Genomic DNA, 22,694 nt, shown 5'->3' with positions numbered 1-22,694 from the left:
CTCCGGTCAGGTTATGAATAGCCAATCGCGCCCGTCGCGCGCTACACTTGAGGTTCTCTTATATCAAATAGCAGGAAACAACCGTGTTTCAACTTCTTTGCGCCGTTTTTATTGGCGGTGGCACCGGCAGCGTATTGCGCTGGTGGCTCGGCATGAAGCTCAACCCTGTGCATCATGCTATCCCGATTGGGACATTGACGGCCAACCTGGTAGGCGCCTTTGTGATTGGTGCCGGGCTGGCGTGGTTTAACCGTCTGACGGATATTGACCCGATGTGGAAGCTCCTGATCACCACCGGGTTCTGCGGCGGGTTGACCACCTTCTCCACCTTCTCGGCGGAAGTGGTCTTTCTCCTGCAGCAGGGGCGGGTGAGCTGGGCACTCCTCAACGTGATGGTGAATTTGCTGGGTTCGTTTGCCATGACGGCCGTCGCCTTCTGGCTTTTCTCGCAGGCCGCCAGCCGTTAACAATCTGAAAAACAGGCAAAAAAAAACCCGCGTTAAGCGGGTTTTTATATTCTACTGACGTGTTGGTTAGATAGCCATTACGTTTGCAGCAGAAGGGCCTTTGGCACCGTTAGTGATTTCGAACTCTACACGCTGACCTTCAGCCAGAGTTTTGAAACCGTTGGACTGGATTGCAGAGAAGTGTACGAATACATCTTTGCTGCCATCTTCCGGAGTAATGAAACCGAATCCTTTGGACTCATTAAACCACTTAACGTTACCTTTAATCTTAGACATCAAAATTACCTTTATATGAAAAATCGACACTAATGCTGTGTCGAGTATCAGTACACCAATTGTGGTACCTTTTGTCCAGTGCAACTTTGCTAAAAAGTGATAAAAGTCGCTATCTTTTTTAGTGGGTAACGCTTTAGTCCTTGTTTTTCCACAAGACACACCGCTTATCTCATTTATTGCTAAGACTTAGCGAATTAAAACTGTATACGAGCCCAGGCGAAGTAAACGTTACCGTTATTGTAGGTGCCGGGAATATAGGTCATCTGGAAAGTCGCCGGACCGTAACCTATTGACGCCAATGGTAAGATCACCGGAATGGGGATGTAGTCCCAGTTATCGCGCGCCGTCACGCCAAGGGTATAGCCGAGTCCAAGGTGGAAGTTCTGGTCGGTCAGCGGGCGCCAGGTTTTCTCCCAGCCGTAGCCGCCGATAGGCTCCCATTTATTGAAAGAATCTTTAAACGCCATCAGGTACAGACCGTGCCAGTTTCCTTTCTCATCCCAGCGCGAGACGCCAAAGCCCGCGCCCCAGGGGCGTTCGTTATACTTATCCGTCTTTTCCTTATCATAGGCAAACCGCGCGTGCCAGGTAATGGCTGGAACGTACAAGTCATAGTGCTCCGGCTCATTCCAGGTCTGCGCGACGTTATTACTTAAGGTATGGTAACCTTCGCTGAGGGTCGATGAAAACGACGCGCTGGCGTTTACGGATACCAACAACCATCCAAAAAAACCAAGAGAAAACAGTGAAAAACGACGTAACATCAACACTTTTCCATTACCACTTTCATTTAAAAGCCGCCTAAAATAGCAAAGATAGTCTCAATACAGGTTGAACGAAATAAGGCAAACTCCTGATTTTTGCCCGGTGACCATCAGAACCTTTTAACTATCCATCTGGTGATTATATCCAGGCGAGACGGGTGACGCGTAGTTCTTATCGCTTTATTGATTTGCATCAGCGAGTTTTGTCCGTTTTTTCGGCACATTCGCACATTAAAATTTGGCATGACGCTTTTTATCTACATATTCTTTGGGCTTAGGGGTAATAAATGCTGACGTTTGTTGAGATCCTGATCGGGATTGTGGTCATTGTGGGCGTCGCCCGCTATATCATTAAGGGCTACTCGGCCACCGGGGTGCTGTTCGTCGGGGGCTTAATCTTATTGATCGTCAGCGCCCTGCTGGGGCATAAAGTCTTGCCGGGCAATACCGACAGCACCGGTTATTCTGCCACCGATATTATTGAATACATTAAGATTCTACTCATGAGCCGCGGTGGCGATCTGGGTATGATGATTATGATGCTGTGCGGCTTCGCCACCTACATGACCCATATTGGCGCCAATGATATGGTGGTGAAATTAGCATCAAAGCCGCTGCGCTATATTAATTCGCCCTATCTGCTGATGATTGCCGCCTACTTTGTCGCCTGCCTGATGTCGCTGGCGGTCTCCTCTGCGACCGGCCTTGGCGTGCTGCTGATGGCGACGCTGTTCCCGGTGATGGTGAACGTCGGTATCAGTCGCGGGGCGGCGGCAGCCATCTGCGCTTCACCGGCGGCCATTATCCTCTCGCCTACCTCTGGCGATGTTGTACTGGCGGCTAAAGCCGCAGAAATGCCGCTGATCGACTTTGCCTTCAAGACCACGCTGCCCATCTCCATCGCGGCCATTATCTGCATGGCAATCGCCCATTTCTTCTGGCAGCGTTACCTGGATAAAAAAGAGAACATTTCCCACGAAATGCTGGATGTCAACGACATCACCACCACCGCCCCGGCGCTGTACGCCATTCTGCCGTTTACCCCGATCATCGGCGTGCTGATCTTTGATGGTAAATGGGGACCGGAACTGCACATTATCACCATCCTCGTCGGCTGCATGCTGCTGGCGGCGATCCTTGAGTTCCTGCGCGGGTTTAACACCAAAAACGTCTTCAGCGGGCTTGAAGTCGCCTACCGCGGGATGGCTGACGCCTTCGCCGGCGTAGTGATGCTGCTGGTCGCCGCCGGCGTCTTCGCCCAGGGGCTAAGCACCATCGGCTTTATCAATGGGCTGATCTCCATCGCCACCTCCTTCGGCTCGGCCAGTATTATTCTGATGCTGGTGCTGGTGATCCTGACCATGCTGGCGGCAATGACCACCGGCTCCGGTAATGCCCCGTTCTACGCTTTTGTTGAGATGATCCCCAAGCTGGCGCACTCTTCCGGCATCAATCCGGCTTATCTGTCGATTCCGATGCTGCAGGCCTCTAACCTCGGCCGCACGATATCGCCGGTCTCCGGGGTGGTGGTCGCCGTTGCCGGGATGGCAAAAATTTCGCCGTTCGAAGTGGTCAAACGTACCTCCGTGCCGGTGATGGTTGGCCTGCTGGTGGTGATTATCGCCACTGAGATTCTGGTGCCCGGCAGCGCAGTCCACTAATGGTCTAACCACGCGAAAAGGCGCCAGCGGGCGCCTTTTTTATGCTTTAATAACTCCCCGTTATCTTTTGCCATCCACAATCAGGAATAAACATGTTCAGGAAGGATTTCGCCGCGCTTGCCCTTGTGCTCACCGCCACTCAGGCCGGCGCTGAACCGCTCACCGCGACGCGATACGCTGATTTTGACCGCTACGTTCTTGCCCTCTCCTGGCAAACCGGATTCTGTCAGAGCATGCTTGACCGCAACCGTAGCGAACCGGAAGAGTGTCGCCTGCAGCAGGACACCGCGAACAAAGCCGACTTTCTGACCGTGCACGGCCTGTGGCCCGGGCTGCCAAAGTCGATTGCCGCGCGCGGGGTGGATGAACGACGCTGGATGCGCTACGGCTGCGCCACGCGCCCGGTGCCCAACATGCCGGAAGTGAAAGCGAACCGCAAATGCCAGGCGGCGGAAACCGGGCTGTCGCTGGAGATGGCCAATAAACTCAATAACGTGATGCCGGGCTCGGGCGGCACCTCCTGCCTGGAGCGCTACGAATACGCCAAACATGGCGTCTGCTTCGGCTTTGATCCCGATAGCTATTTTGGCACCATGGTGCGCCTGAATGGGGAAATTAAGCATAGCCCGGTAGGCGATTTCCTCGCGAAGCATTATGGTCAAACCGTCAGCCGCGCCGACTTCGATGCCGCGGTGGCCCGCGCCTGGGGTCCGCAAAGCGTGAAGGCGTTTAAATTAACCTGTAACGGTAATCCAGCCTATCTGACCGAGATGCAAATCTCCCTCAACGCCGCCACCATCAACGCCCCGCTGGCCACGTCCGCCTTTCTGCCGCAACCCCATCCGGGCAACTGTGGAACCCAGTTTATCCTGGACAAGGTCGGTCAGTAGCGCAAAGCGACGTGCTGAGCAGAAAACGCCGCCCGCCGGGGGGCGTTGCACGCTGAATGTGCGTTTCATCACTTCAAACTACCGGCAACTCTCAGTATGATGGTAGGACCTTAACCCTTGCCCTTTTCGGCGAGGGTTTTCTTTTACGGACAGGTTCCTGGATAACATGGAGTATGCAATGACCAGACCCGCAATCATCATTAACGAACTGGATGCCGAACGTATCGACAGGCTGCTGGAGCAGCCGGCTTTCGCCAACTTACCGGTTGCCGATGCCCTGAATGACGAGCTCGACCGCGCGCAAATGCTGGCGCCGGAAGCGATGCCGCATGACGTCGTCACCATGAACAGTAAGGTAAAATTCCGCGATTTAACCAGCGGCGAAGAGCGCGTGCGGACGCTGGTGTTTCCGTCTCAGGTGACTGACAGCGCCAGCCAGCTCTCCGTCCTCGCGCCGGTGGGCGCCGCGCTGCTGGGTCTGAAAGTCGGCAGCACCATTCACTGGGAGCTGCCGGGCGGTGCATCGACACACCTGGAAGTGCTGGAGCTCTTGTACCAGCCGGAAGCCGCTGGCGAATTCCACCGCTAATCCCTGCTGCCTGAGGCGTTTCGCGCTTTATTCAGAGGATGTCCATACATCCTCTTTCTGCTGTTCCTTCCTCGCTAACCTTTTTTTACGCTTTGCACCTGCCTGACTGACAGTTTTGCGACCTGAATGACACTATATCCGCATATAATATGTTGATATAGACGCAAATGAACAAGGAGGATTGCATATGTATAAGACTATCATTATGCCCGTTGATGTCTTTGAGATGGCGCTGAGCGATAAAGCCGTCCGGCATGCGGAGTTTCTGGCCCAGCAGGACGGGGTGATCCATCTGCTCCACGTATTACCCGGCTCTGCGAGCTTCACCATGAGCCGCTTTACCGCCGATCTGCGGCGGTTTGAAGAACACCTGCAGCATGAGGCGGAAACTCGTCTGCAGACGATGGTCAGCCATTTCAGCATTGACCCCTCACGTATCAAGCTGCATGTCCGTTTCGGCAGCGTGCGCGATATGGTCAACGAGCTGGCCAGCGAAATTAACGCCGATGTCGTGGTGATTGGCTCGCGCAACCCGTCCATCAGTACCCACCTGCTCGGATCCAATGCCTCAAGCGTGATCCGCCATGCCCATATCCCGGTGATGGTCGTCAGGTAAATATGACGAAATAGAAAAAAAGAGGCTACCCCAGGGTAGCCTCTTTGTTATGCAGGTCTATTGTCTGACTTGTTATGCGGTTTTCGTGCGGATCAGGTAGTCGAAGGCGCTCAGCGACGCTTTTGCCCCTTCCCCTGCCGCGATAATAATCTGCTTGTACGGCACGGTGGTGCAGTCGCCAGCGGCGAATACGCCTTTGACATTGGTTTCGCACTTCGCATCGATGATGATCTCACCCATGCGGTTGCGCTCAACGGCGCCTTCCAGCCAGGTGGTGTTAGGCAGCAGGCCAATCTGGACGAAGATCCCCGCCAGCGCGACATGATGCTCATCACCGCTCACCCGGTCACGATATTGCAGGCCGGTGACTTTGCTGCCATCGCCTTTCACTTCCGTGGTCTGCGCATTAAGAATGATGTCGACATTCTTCAGGCTGCGGACTTTATCCTGCAACACCTGGTCGGCTTTCATCTCTGGAGCAAACTCCAGCAGGGTCACATGCTCTACGACGCCCGCCAGGTCGATAGCGGCTTCTACCCCGGAGTTCCCGCCGCCAATTACCGCTACGCGTTTGCCCTTAAACAGCGGACCGTCGCAGTGCGGGCAGTAGGTCACGCCTTTGGTGCGATACTGATCTTCGCCCGGTACGTTCATATTACGCCATTTCGCCCCGGTGGCAATGATGACGCTACGCGCCTTCAGCACCGCGCCAGAGGCGGTTTCAATCTGATGCAGGCCGCCCTCTGTCGCCGCTGGCGTCAGTTTGGTCGCGCTCTGGGAGTCGATCACATCGACGTTATAGTCGCTGACGTGCGCTTTCAGCGCGCCGGCCAGTTTCTGGCCTTCGGTTTTCGGCACCGAAATATAGTTTTCGATATCCACGGTATCCAGCACCTGACCGCCGAAGCGCTCGCCCATCAGGCCGGTACGAATACCTTTACGCGCAGAATATACCGCCGCGGCCGCACCGGACGGGCCGGAGCCGACAATCAGCACATCGTAAGCATCACGTTGGTTCAGCTCTTCCGCTGCGCGTTTTTCCGCACCGGTATCCACTTTGGCGACAATTTCCGTCAGCGTCATTCGCCCCTGACCAAACTCCTGACCATTCAGATACACCGCAGGAACGCCCATGACGTTGCGATCGGTAATTTCATTCTGGAAGGTCCCACCGTCAATCGCCGTGTGCTTGATGCGCGGGTTGAGCACCGACATCAGGTTCAGGGCCTGCACCACATCCGGGCAGTTATGACAGGAGAGTGAATAATAAGTCTCGAACTCGAAATCGCCATCAATATCGCGGATCTGCTCCAGCAGCGACTGGGCCTCTTTCGACGGATGACCGCCGGTCCACAGCAGCGCCAGCACCAGCGAGGTAAACTCGTGGCCCAGCGGAGAGCCTGCAAAGCGTGGGCCCTGGTCGGAACCTGGGTTAGTAATCAGGAATGATGGCTTACGTACCGCGAGCGTGTTGTCTTCTTTAAAGGTGACTTTGTCTGACAGTTCAGCGATTTCAGCCAACAGTTCCTTGATTTCTGCCGATTTAGCGCTGTCATCCAGCGTGGCAATCAGCTCAACAGGCTTGGTCAGCTTCTCAAGGTAGGCCTTGAGCTGGGTTTTCATGTTGGTGTCGAGCATTGTTATCTCCTGGGCTTAAAACATCATCATGCAAGCGGCCTCGTCCAGGCGGCCTGAATGCGCTTGCATCATGGTGTTGGAATAAAATGGGCGCGAAAGCGCCCATTGATTGCCGGGTGGCACGCCGTTTACCCGGCCTACAATCTTGTAGGCCCGTGCAAGCGTAGCGCCGCCGGGCACAAACAGACTTAAATCTTACCGACCAGGTCCAGAGACGGAGCCAGTGTCGCTTCGCCTTCTTTCCATTTAGCCGGGCAGACTTCGCCTGGGTGAGAAGCAACGTACTGCGCCGCTTTGATTTTACGCAGCAGGTCAGACGCATCACGGCCGATACCTTCAGCGGTAACTTCGATCGCCTGGATGATACCCTGCGGGTCAACCACGAAGGTGGCACGGTCAGCCAGACCTTCATCTTCACGCATGTTGTCGAAGTTACGGGTCAGGGCGCCAGTCGGGTCGCCGATCATCGCGTATTTGATTTTCGCGATGGTTTCAGAGCTGCTGTGCCACGCTTTGTGGGTGAAGTGGGTATCGGTAGACACAGAGTAAACGTCTACGCCCAGCTTCTGCAGTTCTTCGTAATGGTCAGCCACGTCGCCCAGTTCGGTCGGGCAGACGAAAGTGAAGTCAGCCGGATAGAAGAAGAAGACGCTCCAGCGGCCTTCGGTGTCTTTCTCGGTGACTTCGATGAATTCACCATTTTTGAATGCCTGGTTTTTGAACGGTTTGATTTTGGTGTTAATTAAGGACATCTATACTTCCTCCGTGTTTTCGTTGAGGTCTAAGTTAACGAATTTTTCCTGACCCGACCAATGCGTTTACATTATCGAATCAATAAGCGTTATCTAACAACCGGAACAAGACAACTCTGTGAACCTGTCGACGCGTTCAGCGCTGATCGCTGTTTTTCGCATCATTTGCCGCGACAAAAGTAAAAAGGCCACCCTTTCAGGCGGCCCCGTTACCTGAAATACCCGAAGGTAGGTTCAGCGCCAGTCAGACTGGCTATGTGTTGCGCTCTACATTACCTTAATGTAACAGCATCCAGGATTACATCACCCACGCCAGCAAAGGGCAATCCGTCATTCTGCTGATCTTGCCTATGACTGTGATAGGTTCGACAATCGTTTTGCCCTTTCCTGCTGATTTTACAAGGAATATTCATGTTAAAGCGTCTTCTCTTGCTCAGCCTTTTTCCGTTATGCAGCCAGGCGGAGGAGCTCCCCGCTCCGGTAAAAGCGATTGAAAAACAGGGCATTACTATTATAAAACCCTTTGAGGCGCCGGGGGGAATGAAAGGCTGGCTGGGCAAATACCAGGACATGGGGGTCACCATCTACCTCACGCCGGACGGCAAACATGCCATTTCCGGCTATATGTATGACGAGAACGGCAACAACCTCAGCGAGCAGTTGTTTCAAAAAGAGCTCTACACGCCGGCAGGACAGGAGATGTGGAAGAAGATGGCCAGCGCCCACTGGCTGCAGGATGGCAATAAGGACGCCCCCATCGTGTTGTATGTCTTTGCCGATCCCTTCTGCCCCTACTGTAAACAGTTCTGGCAGCAGTCCCGCCCCTGGGTGGAAGCCGGTAAAGTGCAGATCCGCACCCTGCTGGTGGGGGTGATCAAGCCCGAAAGCCCGGCCACCGCCGCCGCGATTCTGGCCACCAAGGATCCGGCGAAGACCTGGCATGATTATGAGCAATCGAATGGAAAAATGGCCCTGACGATCCCGCAGGCTATTCCGCCGGAGAAAATGAAAGTGCTCAACGTTAATCAGCAACTGATGGACGAACTGGGGGCCAACGTCACGCCAGCCATTTACTATATGAATAAGGATAATATGCTGCAGCAGGTGGTCGGCCTGCCGGATAAAGAAAAACTGCAGATCATGATGGGCGAACAAGAATAATCCCATTGCATAATGGCGCCAGATAACAACGACCGCTGGCGCCCCTGACGACGATAAGATATATTAAGCAGAACTTAACGTTATAGTCCGGTAATTAAATTCACACCGCAAATATTAAGCCAATCAACATTCTCACTAAGAATATTTCCACCCGCGCTGATAATACACAGGACTGCATTAATGGCAAATCTTTACGATCTGAAAAAGTTCGATTTGAATTTATTGGTTATTTTTGAATGTATCTATCAACATTTGAGCATTAGCAAAGCAGCCGCCATGTTATTTATCACCCCGTCAGCGGTGAGCCAGTCGTTGCAGCGTTTGCGCCAGCAGTTAAACGATCCGTTATTTGTTCGCGTTGGGAAAGGGATGACGCCCACTACCGCCTGTGTCAATCTTCATTATCATTTGCAACAAAATCTCGAACAGCTGGAAAAAACCATCAATCTCAATAATCGCTCCGAACTGCGTAAACGTATCGTGATATATGGCCCTCCGCTGTTCTGTTCAGTGAATAGCCATTTTATGATTAATGAGCTCTGTCATCAGGCCAATTTGCAGATTGAGCACCATAACCTGACCACCACGGAATCGGCTGAGGAGCTGCTGGCGTATCGCCAGGCGGACCTGGTGTTCACCCGAATGCCTATTACCAACCGCGCCACGATCTGTCAGCCCTATCAGACGGTGCAGACGCTGGCGGTTTGCCGGGCGGACCATCCGCGGCGAGATCAACTCACGTCGATTGAAGCGCTGGCACAGGAATTTTTCACCCACTATATCACCAACGATCCTGTCATTCAGCGCGTCCAGCAAAGCAGCACGCCATGGTTAAATCCGGGTAATATTGCCTTTCGCAGCGACTCTTTTATGACCATTCTTAACATGATCAATAAAACCGACTTAATTGGCTTCATCCCCTCCTATTTATATGATTTTATTTCCCCGACCATGCCACTTCACGCTCTCGATATAGAGGCACTTTTTCCAGAGATCACGATATACATTAACTACCATCAATCATCTACACAAAATCATTTTCTATCTGAATTAATCTCCATTCTAATGAATGACAGAGATATATCACGCCCACAACTTAATAATAGTGAGTAACTGCCCACCTGTTTTCACACTCTGTTTGAATGCAGATCGACCATTAATTTCGCAGCGCTCATCGTTTATACTGAACAAACGGGAAGCTCTACTATTAAAGGATTAATGGTCATGTCGTTTATTAAATATCCCTTACCGGAATCGGTGCTGCAGGCAACTGAGCAGCGCATCCAGTGGGTGCTGGATAATTTTTCACGCGTTTGCGTCTCTTTCTCGGGTGGAAAAGACTCCACCGTCATGCTGCATTTAACCGCCCAGGCGGCGCGGTTACAGGGTAAAAAAATCAGTGTGTTGTTTATTGACTGGGAAGCGCAGTTCTCCTGCACCATCGCCCACTGCGAAAAACTGCGTGCGCTGTATGCGGATGTTGTCGAAACCTTTTACTGGGTCGCCCTGCCGCTCACCACCCAAAACGCGCTGACGCAGTATAAACCGCAATGGCAATGCTGGGAGCCCGGGGCCGACTGGGTCCGTCAGCCGCCGCCCTGGGCGATTACCCACCCGGGCTATTTTTCATTTTATCAACCGGGGATGAGCTTTGAGTCCTTTGTCAGCCACTTCGCCGAGTGGTTTTCACAGCGGCGCCCCGCCGCCGTGCTGGTGGGCATTCGCGCCGACGAGTCACTGAATCGCTTTATGGCCATCTCTTCGCAGCGTAAACAGCGCTTCGCCGATGATAAACCCTGGACCACCTCGGCGCCGGGCGGCCACGCCTGGTACATCTACCCGCTCTATGACTGGAAAACGGCCGACATCTGGACCTGGTTTGCCAAAAGCCGGCAGTCTTATAACCCTCTGTACGATCTGATGTATCAGGCCGGGGTGCCGCTGCGCTATATGCGCATCTGCGAACCGTTCGGTCCGGAGCAGCGCCAGGGACTGTGGCTCTACCATGTGCTGGAGCCCGAGCGCTGGGCCGCAATGTGTCAGCGGGTGAGCGGCGCGCACAGCGGCGGGGTCTATGCCGGGCATGATAATCAATTTTACGGCCACCGAAAAATCGACAAGCCCGACCACCTGACATGGAAAAGCTATGCGCTGTTCCTGCTCGACAGCATGCCGGAAACCACTGCCGAGCACTACCGCAACAAAATCGCCGTCTACCTGCGTTGGTATCAGAAAAAAGGCATGGAAGATATTCCGGACACCCAGCCTGCGGACATTGGCACCAAAGATATCCCGTCCTGGCGGCGGGTCTGCAAAGTGCTGCTCAATAACGACTACTGGTGCCGTCAGCTTTCGTTTAGCCCGACCAAAAGCAGCCACTATCAGCGCTACCGTAAACGCATGGAAAAACATCGCCAACAATGGGGGATATTATGCAACAACAACTGACGCAGGCGCTGGACGCTTATCTGCAAACGCTGGATGACGAGGCGCGCATCGAGGCAATCAATGCGTTTCGTCAGGTGCTCCACCAGCGCAGTCCCTTCCGCTCCCAGCCCGTTGACTGCGTGCTGTGGGTAAAACAGGAGCAGGTCATCCCCAACGACTACAATCCGAATAACGTGGCGCCACCGGAAAAACGCCTGCTGCAAACGTCGCTGGAAGCCGACGGCTTTACCCAGCCGGTCGTCGTCATCCAGCAAAGCCCGCAGGCGTATACGATTGTCGACGGTTTTCACCGTCATGAGCTGGCCTGCAGCAAAGCGGTGCTGAAAAAAACGCTGAAAGGTTATCTGCCAGTGACCTGCCTGACGAGTGAAGCCGCCTCGCGTGACGGGCTGATGGCAGCGACCATACGCCATAACCGGGCGCGCGGGCGCCACCAAATCCACGCCATGTCAGAGATTGTCCGCGAACTGACCCAGCTTGGCTGGACGCCACAGAAAATCGGCAAAGAGCTGGGGATGGATGCCGATGAGGTATTGCGCCTGAAGCAAATTAGCGGCCTCACGGAGATGTTCGCTGGCCGCCAGTTCTCCCAGGCGTGGACGATTAAGTGACTACAGCTGGCACAAACGCGTCGCCGCAGCCAACAGAGTCGCCGGCTGTTTGGCAAAGCATAAGCGGATCAGCTTGTGCGGGAACGGATCGGCGCAGAAGACGGAGAGCGGGATCGCCGCCACCCCGACTTCGGTCGTCAGCCAGCGGCAGAAGCTGACGTCGTCAAGATCGGAAATGGCGCTGTAGTCCGCCAGCAGGAAATAGGTCCCTTCACAGGGCAGAAGTTCCAGTCGGCTTGGGCGCAGCGCTTCAATAAACAGATCGCGACGTTCCCGATAAAACGCCGGCAGCTCACGATAGTGCTCAGGCGCTTCGCGCAGCATGTCGGCGATCGCCAGCTGCGCCGGGGTATTCACCGAGAAGGTCAGATACTGATGCACCTTGCGCAGTTCGGCGCTGATGGCCGCCGGGGCTACGCAGTAGCCGACCTTCCAGCCGGTCATATGAAACGTTTTGCCAAACGAGGAGACCGCCACCGCCCGCTCGCGAAGCTGGGGATGCGCCAGCACGCTGGCGTGGCCGCCCTCGGCAAAGCAGATGTGCTCATAGACCTCATCGCTGAGGACATAGATCTCGCGTTCGGCAATCGCCTGCCACAGGGCAGCAAAATCTTCGCGCTGCCAGACGGTGGCTGATGGATTGTGCGGGGTATTGAGGATCACCAGACGGGTTTTATCGCTCAGCGCCGCAGCAAACTGCTGCCAGTCGACGCGAAAATGCGGCGGCTGCAGCGCAATACGGCGTAATTCGCCGCCGGCCAGCGCCACCGCGGGAGCATAGCTGTCATAGCTGGGATCGAAACAGATCACTTCGTCGCCGCGGCGCACCAGAGCGGTGATCGCCGCGTACAGGGCCTCCGTCGCGCCGGCGGTGACCGTGATATCGCTATTGACGTCGGGCAGGTAATCATACAGCTCCGCTGTCTTCCCGGCGATCGCCTCGCGCAGCGCCGGCACGCCGGTCATCGGGGCGTACTGATTCGCCCCCTGCGCCACATGGTAGGCCAGACGCTCCTGAAGATAGCGCGGGCCGTCGAAATCGGGAAAGCCCTGTGACAGGTTGATGGCCTGATGCTGCTGGGCCAGGGCACTCATCTGGGTAAAAATCGTGGTGCCGAGCGCAGGAAGTTTACTCTCTGGAATCAAAGGGTTATTGCTCATTCTTTTTATACCGATTGTAATGCTGTTGTTGAAGCCACTATAACACGATGTTAATATTTGGCAATCAAGACGCTTAGACGTCTAAATGCTAATGTTATTCCGCGCCACGCCACTCTGGAGAAACCATGATCCGCGCCATCGTGACCGACATAGAAGGCACCACCAGCGATATCCGCTTCGTGCATAACGTGCTGTTCCCCTACGCCCGCGAACGACTGGCCGGCTTTGTGACCGCTCAGCAGTACGCTGAGCCCGTCAAAACCATTCTCGACAACCTGCGCCGCGAGACAGACGCCCCGGCCGCCAGCACCACCGACCTTATCACTACCCTCTTCGCCTTTATGGACGAAGACCGTAAATCCACGGCGCTAAAGGCGCTGCAGGGGATCATCTGGCGTGACGGCTATCTCAACGGCGACTTTACCGGCCATCTCTATCCGGACGTACTGCCGGCGCTGGAGGAATGGAAAGCGCAGGGCATTGATCTGTATGTATATTCCTCAGGCTCCGTCGCCGCGCAGAAATTGTTATTTGGCTACAGCGATGAAGGTGATATTACTCATCTGTTCACGGGCTATTTCGATACCCTGGTAGGCGCCAAACGCGAGGTGCAGTCCTACCGTAACATTGCTGAACACCTGGGCCATGCCCCTGGCACCATCCTGTTCCTGTCGGATATCCATCAGGAGCTCGACGCCGCCGAGGCTGCAGGTTTGCGAACGATCCAGCTGGTACGCGGCGACCGCGACCCGGCGAGCCACCATCCTCAGGTTCAGCGTTTTGACGACATTCATCCGGAGCAGATCCCAGCATGAGCGCATTAACTCTTTTTTCCGTGACCGATCCGCAAACACCGCTCTGGCACAGCACCGACGCCAAAGCGATTCAGGATCAACTGAACGCCAAAGGCGTCCGCTTCGAGCGCTGGCAGGCCGACCGCGACCTCGGCGCAAATCCCAGCCCGGAAACGGTGATTGCCGCCTATCAGCATGCGATTGATAAACTGGTCGCCGAAAAGGGCTACCAGAGCTGGGACGTCATCAGCCTGCGCGCCGATAACCCGCAAAAAGAGGCGCTGCGGGAAAAATTCCTCAACGAGCACACCCATGGCGAAGACGAGGTGCGGTTTTTTGTCGAGGGCGCTGGCCTGTTCTGCCTGCATATTGGCGACGAGGTGTTCCAGGTACTGTGCGAAAAGAACGATCTGATTTCGGTTCCCGCCCACACCCCGCACTGGTTTGATATGGGTTCAGAACCGAACTTCACCGCCATTCGCATTTTTGATAACCCGGAAGGCTGGATCGCCCAGTTTACCGGTGACGATATCGCCAGCGCCTACCCGCGGCTGGCGTAACGTCAAACTGTCGTCAGTCTTAAACCGCCAGGCGCGGGCTTTGCCGGAGGCGGCGCATACCGCGCCTCCTCCGGACTACCCGCCCCGCCGCCGGCGAGCGCCAACGCCTAAACCTCAATAAACCTCGGCGGATCAAAGGCGGTGATCGGCGGCAGTTCCTCACGCCACGGGGCGATCTCCACCCAACAGCTCTGGGCGCTACAGCCCTGCCCCAGGCGCGAACTGCCGCGATCCTCGGTTAACACGTTGGGATTACCGTGCTTATCGAGCGTTCCTTTTTCATTGGGATCCAGCGGGTCATACCAGGCGCCGGTGGACATCTGTACCACGCCGGGCAAAATCTGCTCGCTCAGGTGCACGCCCGCCAGAATCGCCCCGCGGTCGTTATAGACCTTCACCACGCTGCCTTCGCGGATGTCTCTTGCCTGCGCATCGCTCGGATGCATCCACAGCGGCTCGCGTCCCTGAATTTTCGTCGCCCGGCTGACGCTGCCGTGGTCGTACTGACTGTGCAGGCGGGCGCGCGGCTGACTGGAGAGCAAATGAAGCGGCCACCGCGCCGCCTCCTGTCGCTGCCGGGCGGCCTCTTCCTCATCCCACCACGGATGGCCAGGGCATTCACGATAGCCAAACCCGGCGATGGTGGCGGAAAAGAGTTCAATCTTGCCGGAGGGCGTGGAGAGCGGATAGCGCTGCGGATCGGCGCGAAAATCGGCGAGAAAGATCTGCGGCCGCTCCGGCGCGCTGTACTCCAGCACCCCTTGCTGCCAGAAGTCCTCGAACGAGGGCAGCGCAATACCCTCCTCCTGCGCCCGCGGTCTTGACTCCTCATAGAGATGACGCAGCCACTGCCCGGCGTCCCGCCCCTCGCTGAACTGTTCTCCGAAGCCCAGCCGATCGGCCAGATCGTGGAAAATGGCGTAATCGTCACGCGCTTCGCCCACCGGCGGGATCTGCGCGCTCATGGCGATCATAAACCCGTCGTGACCGCCGCTGCCGATATCCTCTCGCTCCAGCGAGGTGGTGGCTGGCAGGACGATATCGGAGAATTTAGCCTGCGCGGTCCAGTACTGCTCATGCACCACCACCGTCTCCGGACGGCGCCAGGCCTCGCACAGTCGGTTGATATCCTGATGATGATGAAACGCATTGCCTCCCGCCCAGTAAACCAGACGGATGTCGGGATAGCGCAGCTGCTGACCGTCGAACTCATAGGCTTCTCCCGGGTGCAGCAGCATATCGGACAGCCGCGCCACCGGGATAACGCTATCCACCGCATTCTCCCCGGCGGGTAAGCGTGGGCCGGAAAACGCTTTTCGCACCGCGCCCGCCAGGTTAGTGCAGGCGTAGCCAAACCCGAGGCCGCCGCCCGGCGTGCCGATCTGTCCCAGCAGCGCGGTCAGGGCCACCGTTGCCCAGTAGGCTTGCTCCCCCTGACGGGCGCGCTGGATAGACCAGGAGATATTCACCATCGTCCGGTGGCGGGCCATCTCCCGCGCCAGGTCGGCGATGCGCTGGGCGTCCAGGCCGGTAATCGCCGCCGCCCACGCCGGGGTTTTCGCTACGCCGTCGTGCTCGCCCAACAGATAAGCGCGATAGGGGGCAAACCCGACGGTATGGCTGGCAACAAACGCCTGGTCGTAGAGAGACTCAGCGATCAGTACATAGCTCAGCGCCAGCAGCAGTGCGGTATCGGTGCCCGGCCGAATGGCCAGCCACTCGGCGTCGGGCACCGCGCTGAGGTCATTGCGTACCGGGCTGATATTCATAAACCGGGTACCGTTGGCCTGCATCTTATCCAGCCAGTACGGCAGCATATGGTCGTTGGCGCCGCCGCCGTTGACCTGGGCATTGCGCAGCGGCAGTCCGCCAATCGCGACAAACAGCTGACACTCCCGCGCCAGCTCGGAAAAATGGGTATGCTGACGGTGCAGCGGGCTCAGCGGTCCGAGAATATGCGGCAGAATGCGCTCGCCCGCGGCGCTGCTATAGGTATTGGTGCTGGCGGTATACCCGCCAAATCCCTTGAGAAACCGGTGCAGCTGGCTCTGCGCATGGTGAAAGCGTCCAGCGCTGGCCCAGCCGTAGGAGCCGCCGTAGATCGCCTCATTGCCGCAGCGCGCCTTGACCGAGCGCAGCTCGCGAGCCAGCAGGTCCAGCGCCACCTCCCAACTGACTTCGACAAAGGGCTCCTTGCCTCGCCCTTCTCGTGACGCTGGGCCCTGCTGAAGATAGCCGGCGCGCACCGCCGGACGGCGAATGCGCGTTTGGCTGGTCACCGCGTCGGGGAGCGACTGACCAATGCGTGACGGATTTTTATCCCAGGGCACCGGATTAACCGCCACGATATCGCCCTCGCGGCTCTCCACCTGCCACGTTCCCCAGTGCATCACCGTATAATTATGCTGTTTCTTCATAGCACTCGCGTTCTTCTCAGCCAAAAAAGTCGTTAAAATAAATCGAGGAAATGACGGAAATATCCCCGTCCCAGCCAGACATTACTCTGCTAAAAAAAGTATTAGCCCGCGCAATCACCTGCATTTCCCTGCAAGGGCCTTATTTCTCCACGCCATCACAATAAACAGAAAGCCGTCTTTATCCGTTAAATAAACACGGAATAAGTCAAAAATAAAACCACAAAATAAAAAGGTATATTTTGCATCATGAAATATTTTCAGGTTCCCGATGGCAAAATAACATTTTTCTCTGGCGTTTCTGCGATATAACATTCCCGGCATAACTTAGACTTATTTTGTATTTGAGGTGGCGAGGTGCTTCTTGTCATGCTACCGGTCCGCAACCACCTTCATCACAGGATCATAATAACAATGTCGCAGAAAAGAAAATTATTGCCTGCCGCGCTGGGACTGCTTTCCCTTGCCTCGCTGAGCGTCGCTGCCGCAGACGCCCTCTCCTTACAGGGAAAAACCATTGGCGTTGCCGTTGTCGGCACTCAGCATTTCTGGGATCGCGAGGCCTTTAAAGGAGCGACAGAGGAAGTGGAGAAACTGGGGGGCAAAGTCATTGGCGTTGATGGCGGTCGCGATAATCAGGTGCATGCCAATAATCACGATATTTTACTGTCACGCAAGGTGGACGCGGTAATTAGTATTCTCGGCGACAGCGCCGTCGAACCAAAATTTAAAGCATTGCGTGATGCTGGTATCCCGGTATTTACCGTGGATCATGTTTCTCAATATTCGGTCAACAATACCACCTCCGATAACTACACCTTAGGCTCGACCATCGGCCGCTACATGGCGGATGAATTAGGCGGCAAAGGCAACGTCGCCGTATTTAACGCGTTCTCCAGCGCGCTGCGTATTTGCGGAATTCGCTACGATCAGTGGAAATATGTCCTTAAGGATTATCCGGATATTCATATTATCCAGCCTGAGCTCGCGGAACAGTTCGCCAACTCACCGGAAGACGCGCGGAAGAAAACCCTCGAATTACTCAGCCAGTATCCGAAAGGCAAACTGGACGCCATCCATGTCGCCTGCTGGGATCAACCGGCCATCGGTATCGTCCAGGCACTGGAAGAGACCGGCCGTGATAAGGACGTGAAAGTGACGGCCATCGACGCCGGTCCGGAGACGCTGGAGATCATGGCAGAGCCCGGCAGTCCGTTTGTGGCTAACGTCGCGCAGCAGCCGCATCTGATTGGCCAGACCTCCGCCGACAACGTGGCCCGCTACTTTGCCGGTCAGAAACTGCCGGTGCAAACCTTTATCCCGGTGATACCGGTGAAAGGTCCGCAGGAGGCGAAAGCGGTGTATAAACAGTTGGGATACGGCGAACTGCAGTGATAAATCAACACCCTGGCGGGGAGCGCCCCGCCGCGGGTCTGGTCATGGACCAGATCGGCAAACGTTTTGCCAGCGTTACGGCGCTTAATGCGGTCACCCTGCGCCTCAATCCGGGGGAAATTCATGGCCTGATTGGCGAGAACGGCGCCGGTAAATCGACGCTGATTAAAATCCTCGCCGGCGTCTATCAGGCTGACAGCGGCAGCGCGACCCTCGACGGTCACCCGCTGCCCCTCGGCAATCCGGCAGCCATTGAAGCCGCCGGCATTCGCGTCATTCACCAGGAGCTTAACCTGATCCCGCACTTTACCGTCGCGGAATCGGTGTTTCTCGGCCAGGAGTATCGCACCCGCTGGGGGGCGCTGGATCGCCGACGGATGAAGGCCGCCACGGCGCAATTTTTCCAGCAAAACTGGCAGCTGGCGATCGACCCCGAACGGCTGGTGCGCGACCTGAGCCTGGCCGAGCGCAAGCTGGTGCAGATTGCCCGCGCGCTGATCGACGGCGCGGCGCGGCTGGTGGTGTTCGACGAGCCCACCGCCCCCCTGGAGGCGCAGGAGGCCAGTCTGGTCTCCTCCGCCATCCTTCGCCTGCGCGACCAGGGCATTGCCATTCTGTATATTTCCCACTACCTCAATGAGATAGCCACCCTCTGCGACCGCGGCACCGTGCTGCGTAACGGGGAAGTGGTCGGTTACCCGGACCGCGACCTGCTGCAGAATACCGAGGCGCTGATCGCCATGATGGTCGGCCGGGAAATCGACCAGCTGTATACCCCGCGCCAGCACCCGGCGGCAGACAACGGGGCGACCCCGCTGCTCTCGGTGCGCCAGCTGAGCGACGGGCGGCAGCTGCAGGATCTCTCTTTTGATATTCAGCCGGGCGAAATCGTCGGCGTCGCCGGCCTGCTGGGCGCCGGACGCGATGTGCTGGTCGACTTACTCTACGGCTTACGCCCGGCAGAACGCGGTACGATCCACCTCGACGGCCAGCCGCGGCGCATTCGTACGCCGAAGCAGGCGATCCGCGCTGGCATGGCGCTGGTGCCACGCGACCGCCGCCATCAGGGGCTGATCCTGCCCTTCACCACCGCCGACAATATTAATCTCGCCTCACTGCCGGAGACCGCTACCTTTGGCTGGGAGCGGCGGGGTATCGCCGAGCAGAAAGCGCGCGACTGGATAGAACAGCTGGCGATCCGCCCGGGACGCCCGGCGCTGCCGGTACGCTACATGAGCGGCGGCAACCAGCAAAAAGCGATCCTCGCCCGCTGGCTCGGCACCGATGCCCGGCTGTTTATTCTCGATGAACCCACCCTTGGGGTCGATATCGGCGCCCGTCGCGATATTTATCAACGGACGCGCCAACTGGCCGATAAAGGACGGGCGGTGCTGGTCTCCTCCAGCGACGCCCCCGAACTGCTCGGACTATGCGACCGGATCCTGGTCCTCTGGCGCGGCACGCTGGCGGCCAATCTGCCCACCCGCGGGCTAACGCTGGACGCCCTGCTGGTGGCGATCAACGGCGGACAGGAGCCTTCACTATGAGTACCGCTATCCAGCGTCGCGGCCGTCCGGGCCTGGCGACGCTGATTGAAAAATTTCCCCTGATCCTGTTTCTGGCGCTGCTGGTATGGCTGAGCGTACAGTCTCCCTACTTTCTCAGCTGGCAAAATATCAGCCTGATGCTGGTCCAGAGCGTTCCGCTGGCGATCCTCTGTTTCGGCCTGGTCTGCGTTATCGCCGTGGGCGGGGATGACGTGGTCTCCGGCGGCATCGACCTCTCCCTGCCGGCGACGGCGGTGCTCGGCGTCGCGCTGCTCAGTCTCGGGCTGGCCGAATGGCACACGCCGTATCTCCTGCTGCTGGCGCTGCTGGCGGCGGTTTGCCTGCTCTGCGGGGCGATCAACGGTTTCCTGGTGCTGGCGGCTGGCCTGCCGCCGCTGCTGGCCACCCTCTCGACCTCCGTGGCGTTTACCGGCCTGACAGATCTGTTGACCGGCCAGCGACGCATCGCGGTCAGCGATCCGCTGATGGTCACCTTTCGCGATAACAGCGTACTGGGCCTGCCCTGGCCGCTGATTTATTTGCTGGGGGTGTTTATCCTGTTCCAGTTCCTGCTCCACCACTCCCGCTTCGGCCAGCATGTGCAGGCGGTGGGCGGCAACCGCGATATGGCGCAGATGAGCGGCCTGAACGTGCGCCGCTTGACCCTGCTGGTCTGGCTGTTAGCGGGCATTGCCGCCGGGCTGGCTATTCTGCCGCTGCTCAGCCAGGGCTCCGGCAGCTCCAGCGGGACGGCCACGCCGCTGCTGCTGGAAACCGTGCTCGCGACCTTTATCGGCGCCGCTTTCTCGCGCCGTCGGGTGGTCACCATCTGGGGGGCGCTGCTGGGGGCAATTCTGGTCAACGCCCTCTCTAACGGGCTCGGCCTGCTGGGGGTCAATATCTTCTGGATGGGCGCCATTAAAGGCGGCCTGATCCTGGTGGTGCTGGCGGCATCGGCGGTCAGACACAAAGGAGGCGAGGCATGAGCCAAATTACCCTGAAAACGCCGGCCCCGGCAGAACCGACGGCCAGCAGCCCGCTGGCCTGGCTGTCGCGAGCCGGATTTGGCGTCATCACCCTGCTGGCCATCGCCCTGTTTGGCTGGGCGAATCCGGTATTTTTAACCGTGGATAACTGGGCCAACCTGCTGCAGGGCAGCGCGATCCTGCTGATTGTGGCGATGGCGATGACCCTGATTGTCAGCGCCGGGGCGATTGATCTGTCGGTGGGCGTTGCGCTCGATTTCGGCGCCGCCTTCGCCCTCGTCGCCCTGAAAACCTGGCATCTGCCGTGGCAGGCCGCGGTAGGCTGCGCCCTGCTTGGCGGCGTGCTGATTGGCCTGCTCAATGCCTTTCTGATCCTCATCTGCCGGATCCGGCCCTTCCTCGCCACGCTCGGCACCTGGTTTATCGCCAGCAGCGCCGAGCGCATCTATACCGACGGCGGCGGCGCGATAGCCTATCGGCGGATGGCCCCGGAATATCACGATCTGGCGGTGGGCAACCTTGGTGGGATCCCCACGCCGGTGGTGATTGTGCTGGCGCTGTGGCTGGTGGCCTGGCTGGTCACCGAGCGCACGCTGTGGGGCAAATATGTCCGCGCCATCGGCCAGAACAGCGAAGCGGCGCGTATCGCCGGGATCCGCGATCGCCTGACCATGCTCGGCGTGCTGGTGGCCGCCTCGGCGCTCTGCGCCATCGGCGGGGTGATCCTCTCCGCCAACCTGCGGCAGTTTACTCCCCTGGCCGGGCAGTCTTACCTGATGGACGCCATTGCGGCGGTATTTATCGGCACCGCCTTTAATCGTCTGGGCCGGGTCAGCATCCTCGGTACCCTCGGCGGCGTGCTGTTCCTTGCCATTATTGATAATGGCCTGAACCTGATGGGGCTCAATTATCTGGTGAAGGACGCGCTGGTCGGCGTGATTCTGGTGGTGGCCCTCGCCCTTTCCTTCTGGCAGGCGCGCCTGCGCCAAACGCATCGCTAAACGGGAGAACGATGGCAACCTTTGACGCCGTGTTTGTCGGCCTGACTATTCTGGATATCGCCGGGCGCCCGGTGGTGGCGATCCCGCCGCGCGGCGGCGTCGCCTTTATTGAGCAAATTCGCCTCAACCCCGCCGGCACCGCCGCCGGGGCTAATATTAACGCCGCGAAGCTGGGGATCCGCACCGCAGCGGTGGCCTGCCTGGGTGAAGATGAAAAGGCCGACTTTATCCTCGCCAGCTATGCCCGGCTGGGCATCGACTGCTCGCTTATCCAGCGCACCGCGCTGAAAGAGACCTCGGCGACGATCCTGCCGATTCGCCCCAACGGCGAGCGTCCGGCCCTGCACTGCCGGGGCGCGTCCGACGCCCTGTTCGTCAGTGAAACGGAATTTGACGCCGTCCTCGACTGTCGTTTCCTGCATCACGGCGGGACCGGACTGCTGGCGGCAATGGACCAGGGACAGAGCGCGCGGCTGTTGCAGGCGGCTAAAGCGCGCGGAGTCACCACCAGCTTTGACCTTATCGCCCCGAATGAAGACACCCTCGAACTACTGCGGCCCCTGTTGCCGTCGGTGGATTATTTCATGCCTTCGCTGGAGGAAGCCGCCTTTCTCTCCGGCGAGACGCAGCCGGAGGCCATCGGCCGCTTCTTCCTGGCACTCGGCGTGGGCACCTGCATTCTGAAAGACGGCGAGAACGGCTCCTGGCTTATCCGTCGAGATGGCGCGCTGGAGCATATTGCGCCGTGGCCGGTCGAGGCAGTGGATACCACCGGCTGCGGCGACAGCTACTGCGGCGGGTTTATTGCCGCGCTGGCGCGCGGACTCAGCGTGAAAGCAGCGTGTGACGTCGCCTCGGCGGTGGCCGCGCTGGTGGCGACCGGGATGGGATCGGATGCCGGGGTAGTGGACTGGGAACAGACCCAGGCTTTTATGGCGGCCCATCGCCCCTGACGATGGACCC

General features: G+C 57.5%; 22 protein-coding genes. 16 read left to right on the top strand and 6 right to left on the bottom strand.

What is annotated here, in order from left to right; all coding sequences use genetic code 11:
• Positions 1 to 83 precede the first annotated feature (83 nt).
• Positions 84 to 467, top strand: a complete 384-nt coding sequence (gene crcB / locus HMPREF3096_RS14980; protein WP_008805628.1) for a fluoride efflux transporter CrcB — start codon at positions 84 to 86, stop codon at positions 465 to 467.
• A 66-nt stretch (positions 468 to 533) separates the two neighbouring features.
• On the opposite strand, the gene cspE is transcribed toward crcB, so the two are convergent.
• Positions 534 to 743, bottom strand: coding sequence for a transcription antiterminator/RNA stability regulator CspE (gene cspE, locus HMPREF3096_RS14975; protein ID WP_012542460.1), 210 nt, complete (start codon positions 741 to 743; stop codon positions 534 to 536).
• Between the two features lie 194 nt (positions 744 to 937).
• Positions 938 to 1,459, bottom strand: coding sequence for a lipid IV(A) palmitoyltransferase PagP (gene pagP, locus HMPREF3096_RS14970; RefSeq protein ID WP_306453318.1), 522 nt, complete (start codon positions 1,457 to 1,459; stop codon positions 938 to 940).
• A gap of 335 nt (positions 1,460 to 1,794) precedes the next feature.
• Between pagP and dcuC the strand changes: the two genes are divergently transcribed.
• The 4 genes from dcuC (at position 1,795) to uspG (ending at position 5,263) form a co-directional block, all read left to right on the top strand.
• Positions 1,795 to 3,168 carry an anaerobic C4-dicarboxylate transporter DcuC gene (dcuC, locus tag HMPREF3096_RS14965; RefSeq protein ID WP_008805625.1) on the top strand — a complete coding sequence of 458 codons (1,374 nt, stop codon included), beginning with the start codon at positions 1,795 to 1,797 and terminating at the stop codon, positions 3,166 to 3,168.
• A 92-nt stretch (positions 3,169 to 3,260) separates the two neighbouring features.
• Positions 3,261 to 4,058: a ribonuclease I gene (rna, locus tag HMPREF3096_RS14960; RefSeq protein ID WP_008805624.1), complete on the top strand. Its 798-nt coding sequence runs from the start codon at positions 3,261 to 3,263 to the stop codon at positions 4,056 to 4,058.
• Between the two features lie 178 nt (positions 4,059 to 4,236).
• Positions 4,237 to 4,647 carry a nucleoside diphosphate kinase regulator gene (gene rnk, locus HMPREF3096_RS14955; protein ID WP_008805623.1) on the top strand — a complete coding sequence of 137 codons (411 nt, stop codon included), beginning with the start codon at positions 4,237 to 4,239 and terminating at the stop codon, positions 4,645 to 4,647.
• A gap of 187 nt (positions 4,648 to 4,834) precedes the next feature.
• Entirely contained in the window at positions 4,835 to 5,263 is a 429-nt protein-coding gene (uspG, locus tag HMPREF3096_RS14950; RefSeq protein ID WP_002894401.1) for a universal stress protein UspG, read from the top strand.
• Positions 5,264 to 5,335: 72 nt separating this feature from the next.
• Here uspG and ahpF read toward each other — a convergent pair whose 3' ends face one another.
• Positions 5,336 to 6,901, bottom strand: coding sequence for an alkyl hydroperoxide reductase subunit F (ahpF, locus tag HMPREF3096_RS14945; protein WP_008805622.1), 1,566 nt, complete (start codon positions 6,899 to 6,901; stop codon positions 5,336 to 5,338).
• 188 nt (positions 6,902 to 7,089) lie between these two features.
• Positions 7,090 to 7,653, bottom strand: a complete 564-nt coding sequence (ahpC, locus tag HMPREF3096_RS14940; protein ID WP_002894394.1) for an alkyl hydroperoxide reductase subunit C — start codon at positions 7,651 to 7,653, stop codon at positions 7,090 to 7,092.
• A gap of 411 nt (positions 7,654 to 8,064) precedes the next feature.
• On the opposite strand from ahpC, the gene dsbG reads away from it, so the two are divergent.
• The 4 genes from dsbG (at position 8,065) to HMPREF3096_RS14920 (ending at position 11,873) form a co-directional block, all read left to right on the top strand.
• Positions 8,065 to 8,814, top strand: a complete 750-nt coding sequence (gene dsbG / locus HMPREF3096_RS14935; RefSeq protein ID WP_022065704.1) for a thiol:disulfide interchange protein DsbG — start codon at positions 8,065 to 8,067, stop codon at positions 8,812 to 8,814.
• Positions 8,815 to 8,994: 180 nt separating this feature from the next.
• Positions 8,995 to 9,927: a DNA-binding transcriptional repressor CitR gene (gene citR, locus HMPREF3096_RS14930; protein WP_032729639.1), complete on the top strand. Its 933-nt coding sequence runs from the start codon at positions 8,995 to 8,997 to the stop codon at positions 9,925 to 9,927.
• Positions 9,928 to 10,038: 111 nt separating this feature from the next.
• Positions 10,039 to 11,262, top strand: a complete 1,224-nt coding sequence (locus HMPREF3096_RS14925; RefSeq protein ID WP_012968704.1) for a phosphoadenosine phosphosulfate reductase — start codon at positions 10,039 to 10,041, stop codon at positions 11,260 to 11,262.
• On the top strand, positions 11,247 to 11,873 hold the full coding sequence (locus HMPREF3096_RS14920; protein ID WP_012542464.1) for an IbrB-like domain-containing protein: 627 nt from the start codon (positions 11,247 to 11,249) through the stop codon (positions 11,871 to 11,873). The genes HMPREF3096_RS14925 and HMPREF3096_RS14920 overlap by 16 nt, the downstream gene beginning before the upstream one ends.
• On the opposite strand, the gene HMPREF3096_RS14915 is transcribed toward HMPREF3096_RS14920, so the two are convergent.
• Positions 11,874 to 13,019, bottom strand: a complete 1,146-nt coding sequence (locus tag HMPREF3096_RS14915) for a pyridoxal phosphate-dependent aminotransferase (RefSeq protein ID WP_162494477.1) — start codon at positions 13,017 to 13,019, stop codon at positions 11,874 to 11,876.
• 140 nt (positions 13,020 to 13,159) lie between these two features.
• Between HMPREF3096_RS14915 and mtnC the strand changes: the two genes are divergently transcribed.
• Both mtnC and HMPREF3096_RS14905 read left to right on the top strand, forming a co-directional pair.
• Positions 13,160 to 13,849, top strand: coding sequence for an acireductone synthase (gene mtnC, locus HMPREF3096_RS14910; RefSeq protein ID WP_032729636.1), 690 nt, complete (start codon positions 13,160 to 13,162; stop codon positions 13,847 to 13,849).
• Positions 13,846 to 14,388, top strand: coding sequence for a 1,2-dihydroxy-3-keto-5-methylthiopentene dioxygenase (locus HMPREF3096_RS14905; protein WP_008805615.1), 543 nt, complete (start codon positions 13,846 to 13,848; stop codon positions 14,386 to 14,388). The genes mtnC and HMPREF3096_RS14905 overlap by 4 nt, the downstream gene beginning before the upstream one ends.
• Positions 14,389 to 14,495: 107 nt before the next feature.
• Here the strand turns inward: HMPREF3096_RS14905 and HMPREF3096_RS14900 are convergent, their stop codons facing one another.
• Positions 14,496 to 16,805 carry a molybdopterin-dependent oxidoreductase gene (locus tag HMPREF3096_RS14900; RefSeq protein WP_032729634.1) on the bottom strand — a complete coding sequence of 770 codons (2,310 nt, stop codon included), beginning with the start codon at positions 16,803 to 16,805 and terminating at the stop codon, positions 14,496 to 14,498.
• A 411-nt stretch (positions 16,806 to 17,216) separates the two neighbouring features.
• Here HMPREF3096_RS14900 and HMPREF3096_RS14895 point away from each other — a divergent pair, with 411 nt between their 5' ends.
• The 5 genes from HMPREF3096_RS14895 to HMPREF3096_RS14875 are packed head-to-tail and all read left to right on the top strand — an operon-like array spanning position 17,217 to position 22,684.
• Entirely contained in the window at positions 17,217 to 18,197 is a 981-nt protein-coding gene (locus HMPREF3096_RS14895) for a sugar ABC transporter substrate-binding protein (RefSeq protein WP_012968707.1), read from the top strand.
• A 44-nt stretch (positions 18,198 to 18,241) separates the two neighbouring features.
• Positions 18,242 to 19,744, top strand: a complete 1,503-nt coding sequence (locus tag HMPREF3096_RS14890) for a sugar ABC transporter ATP-binding protein (protein WP_074193296.1) — start codon at positions 18,242 to 18,244, stop codon at positions 19,742 to 19,744.
• Positions 19,741 to 20,730, top strand: a complete 990-nt coding sequence (locus HMPREF3096_RS14885) for an ABC transporter permease (protein WP_012542471.1) — start codon at positions 19,741 to 19,743, stop codon at positions 20,728 to 20,730. Before HMPREF3096_RS14890 ends, HMPREF3096_RS14885 begins: the two co-directional genes overlap by 4 nt.
• Positions 20,727 to 21,731: an ABC transporter permease gene (locus HMPREF3096_RS14880; RefSeq protein WP_022065711.1), complete on the top strand. Its 1,005-nt coding sequence runs from the start codon at positions 20,727 to 20,729 to the stop codon at positions 21,729 to 21,731. The genes HMPREF3096_RS14885 and HMPREF3096_RS14880 overlap by 4 nt, the downstream gene beginning before the upstream one ends.
• An 11-nt stretch (positions 21,732 to 21,742) precedes the next feature.
• Positions 21,743 to 22,684 carry a carbohydrate kinase family protein gene (locus tag HMPREF3096_RS14875; RefSeq protein WP_008805609.1) on the top strand — a complete coding sequence of 314 codons (942 nt, stop codon included), beginning with the start codon at positions 21,743 to 21,745 and terminating at the stop codon, positions 22,682 to 22,684.
• The last annotated feature ends 10 nt before the right edge of the window (positions 22,685 to 22,694 follow it).

Origin of the sequence: Klebsiella sp. HMSC25G12 (assembly GCF_001807705.1) — a bacterium.
Taxonomy (GTDB): domain Bacteria; phylum Pseudomonadota; class Gammaproteobacteria; order Enterobacterales; family Enterobacteriaceae; genus Klebsiella; species Klebsiella variicola.
Note: the sequence above shows the minus strand (reverse complement) of the source record. Positions and strands in the feature narration are given on the sequence as shown.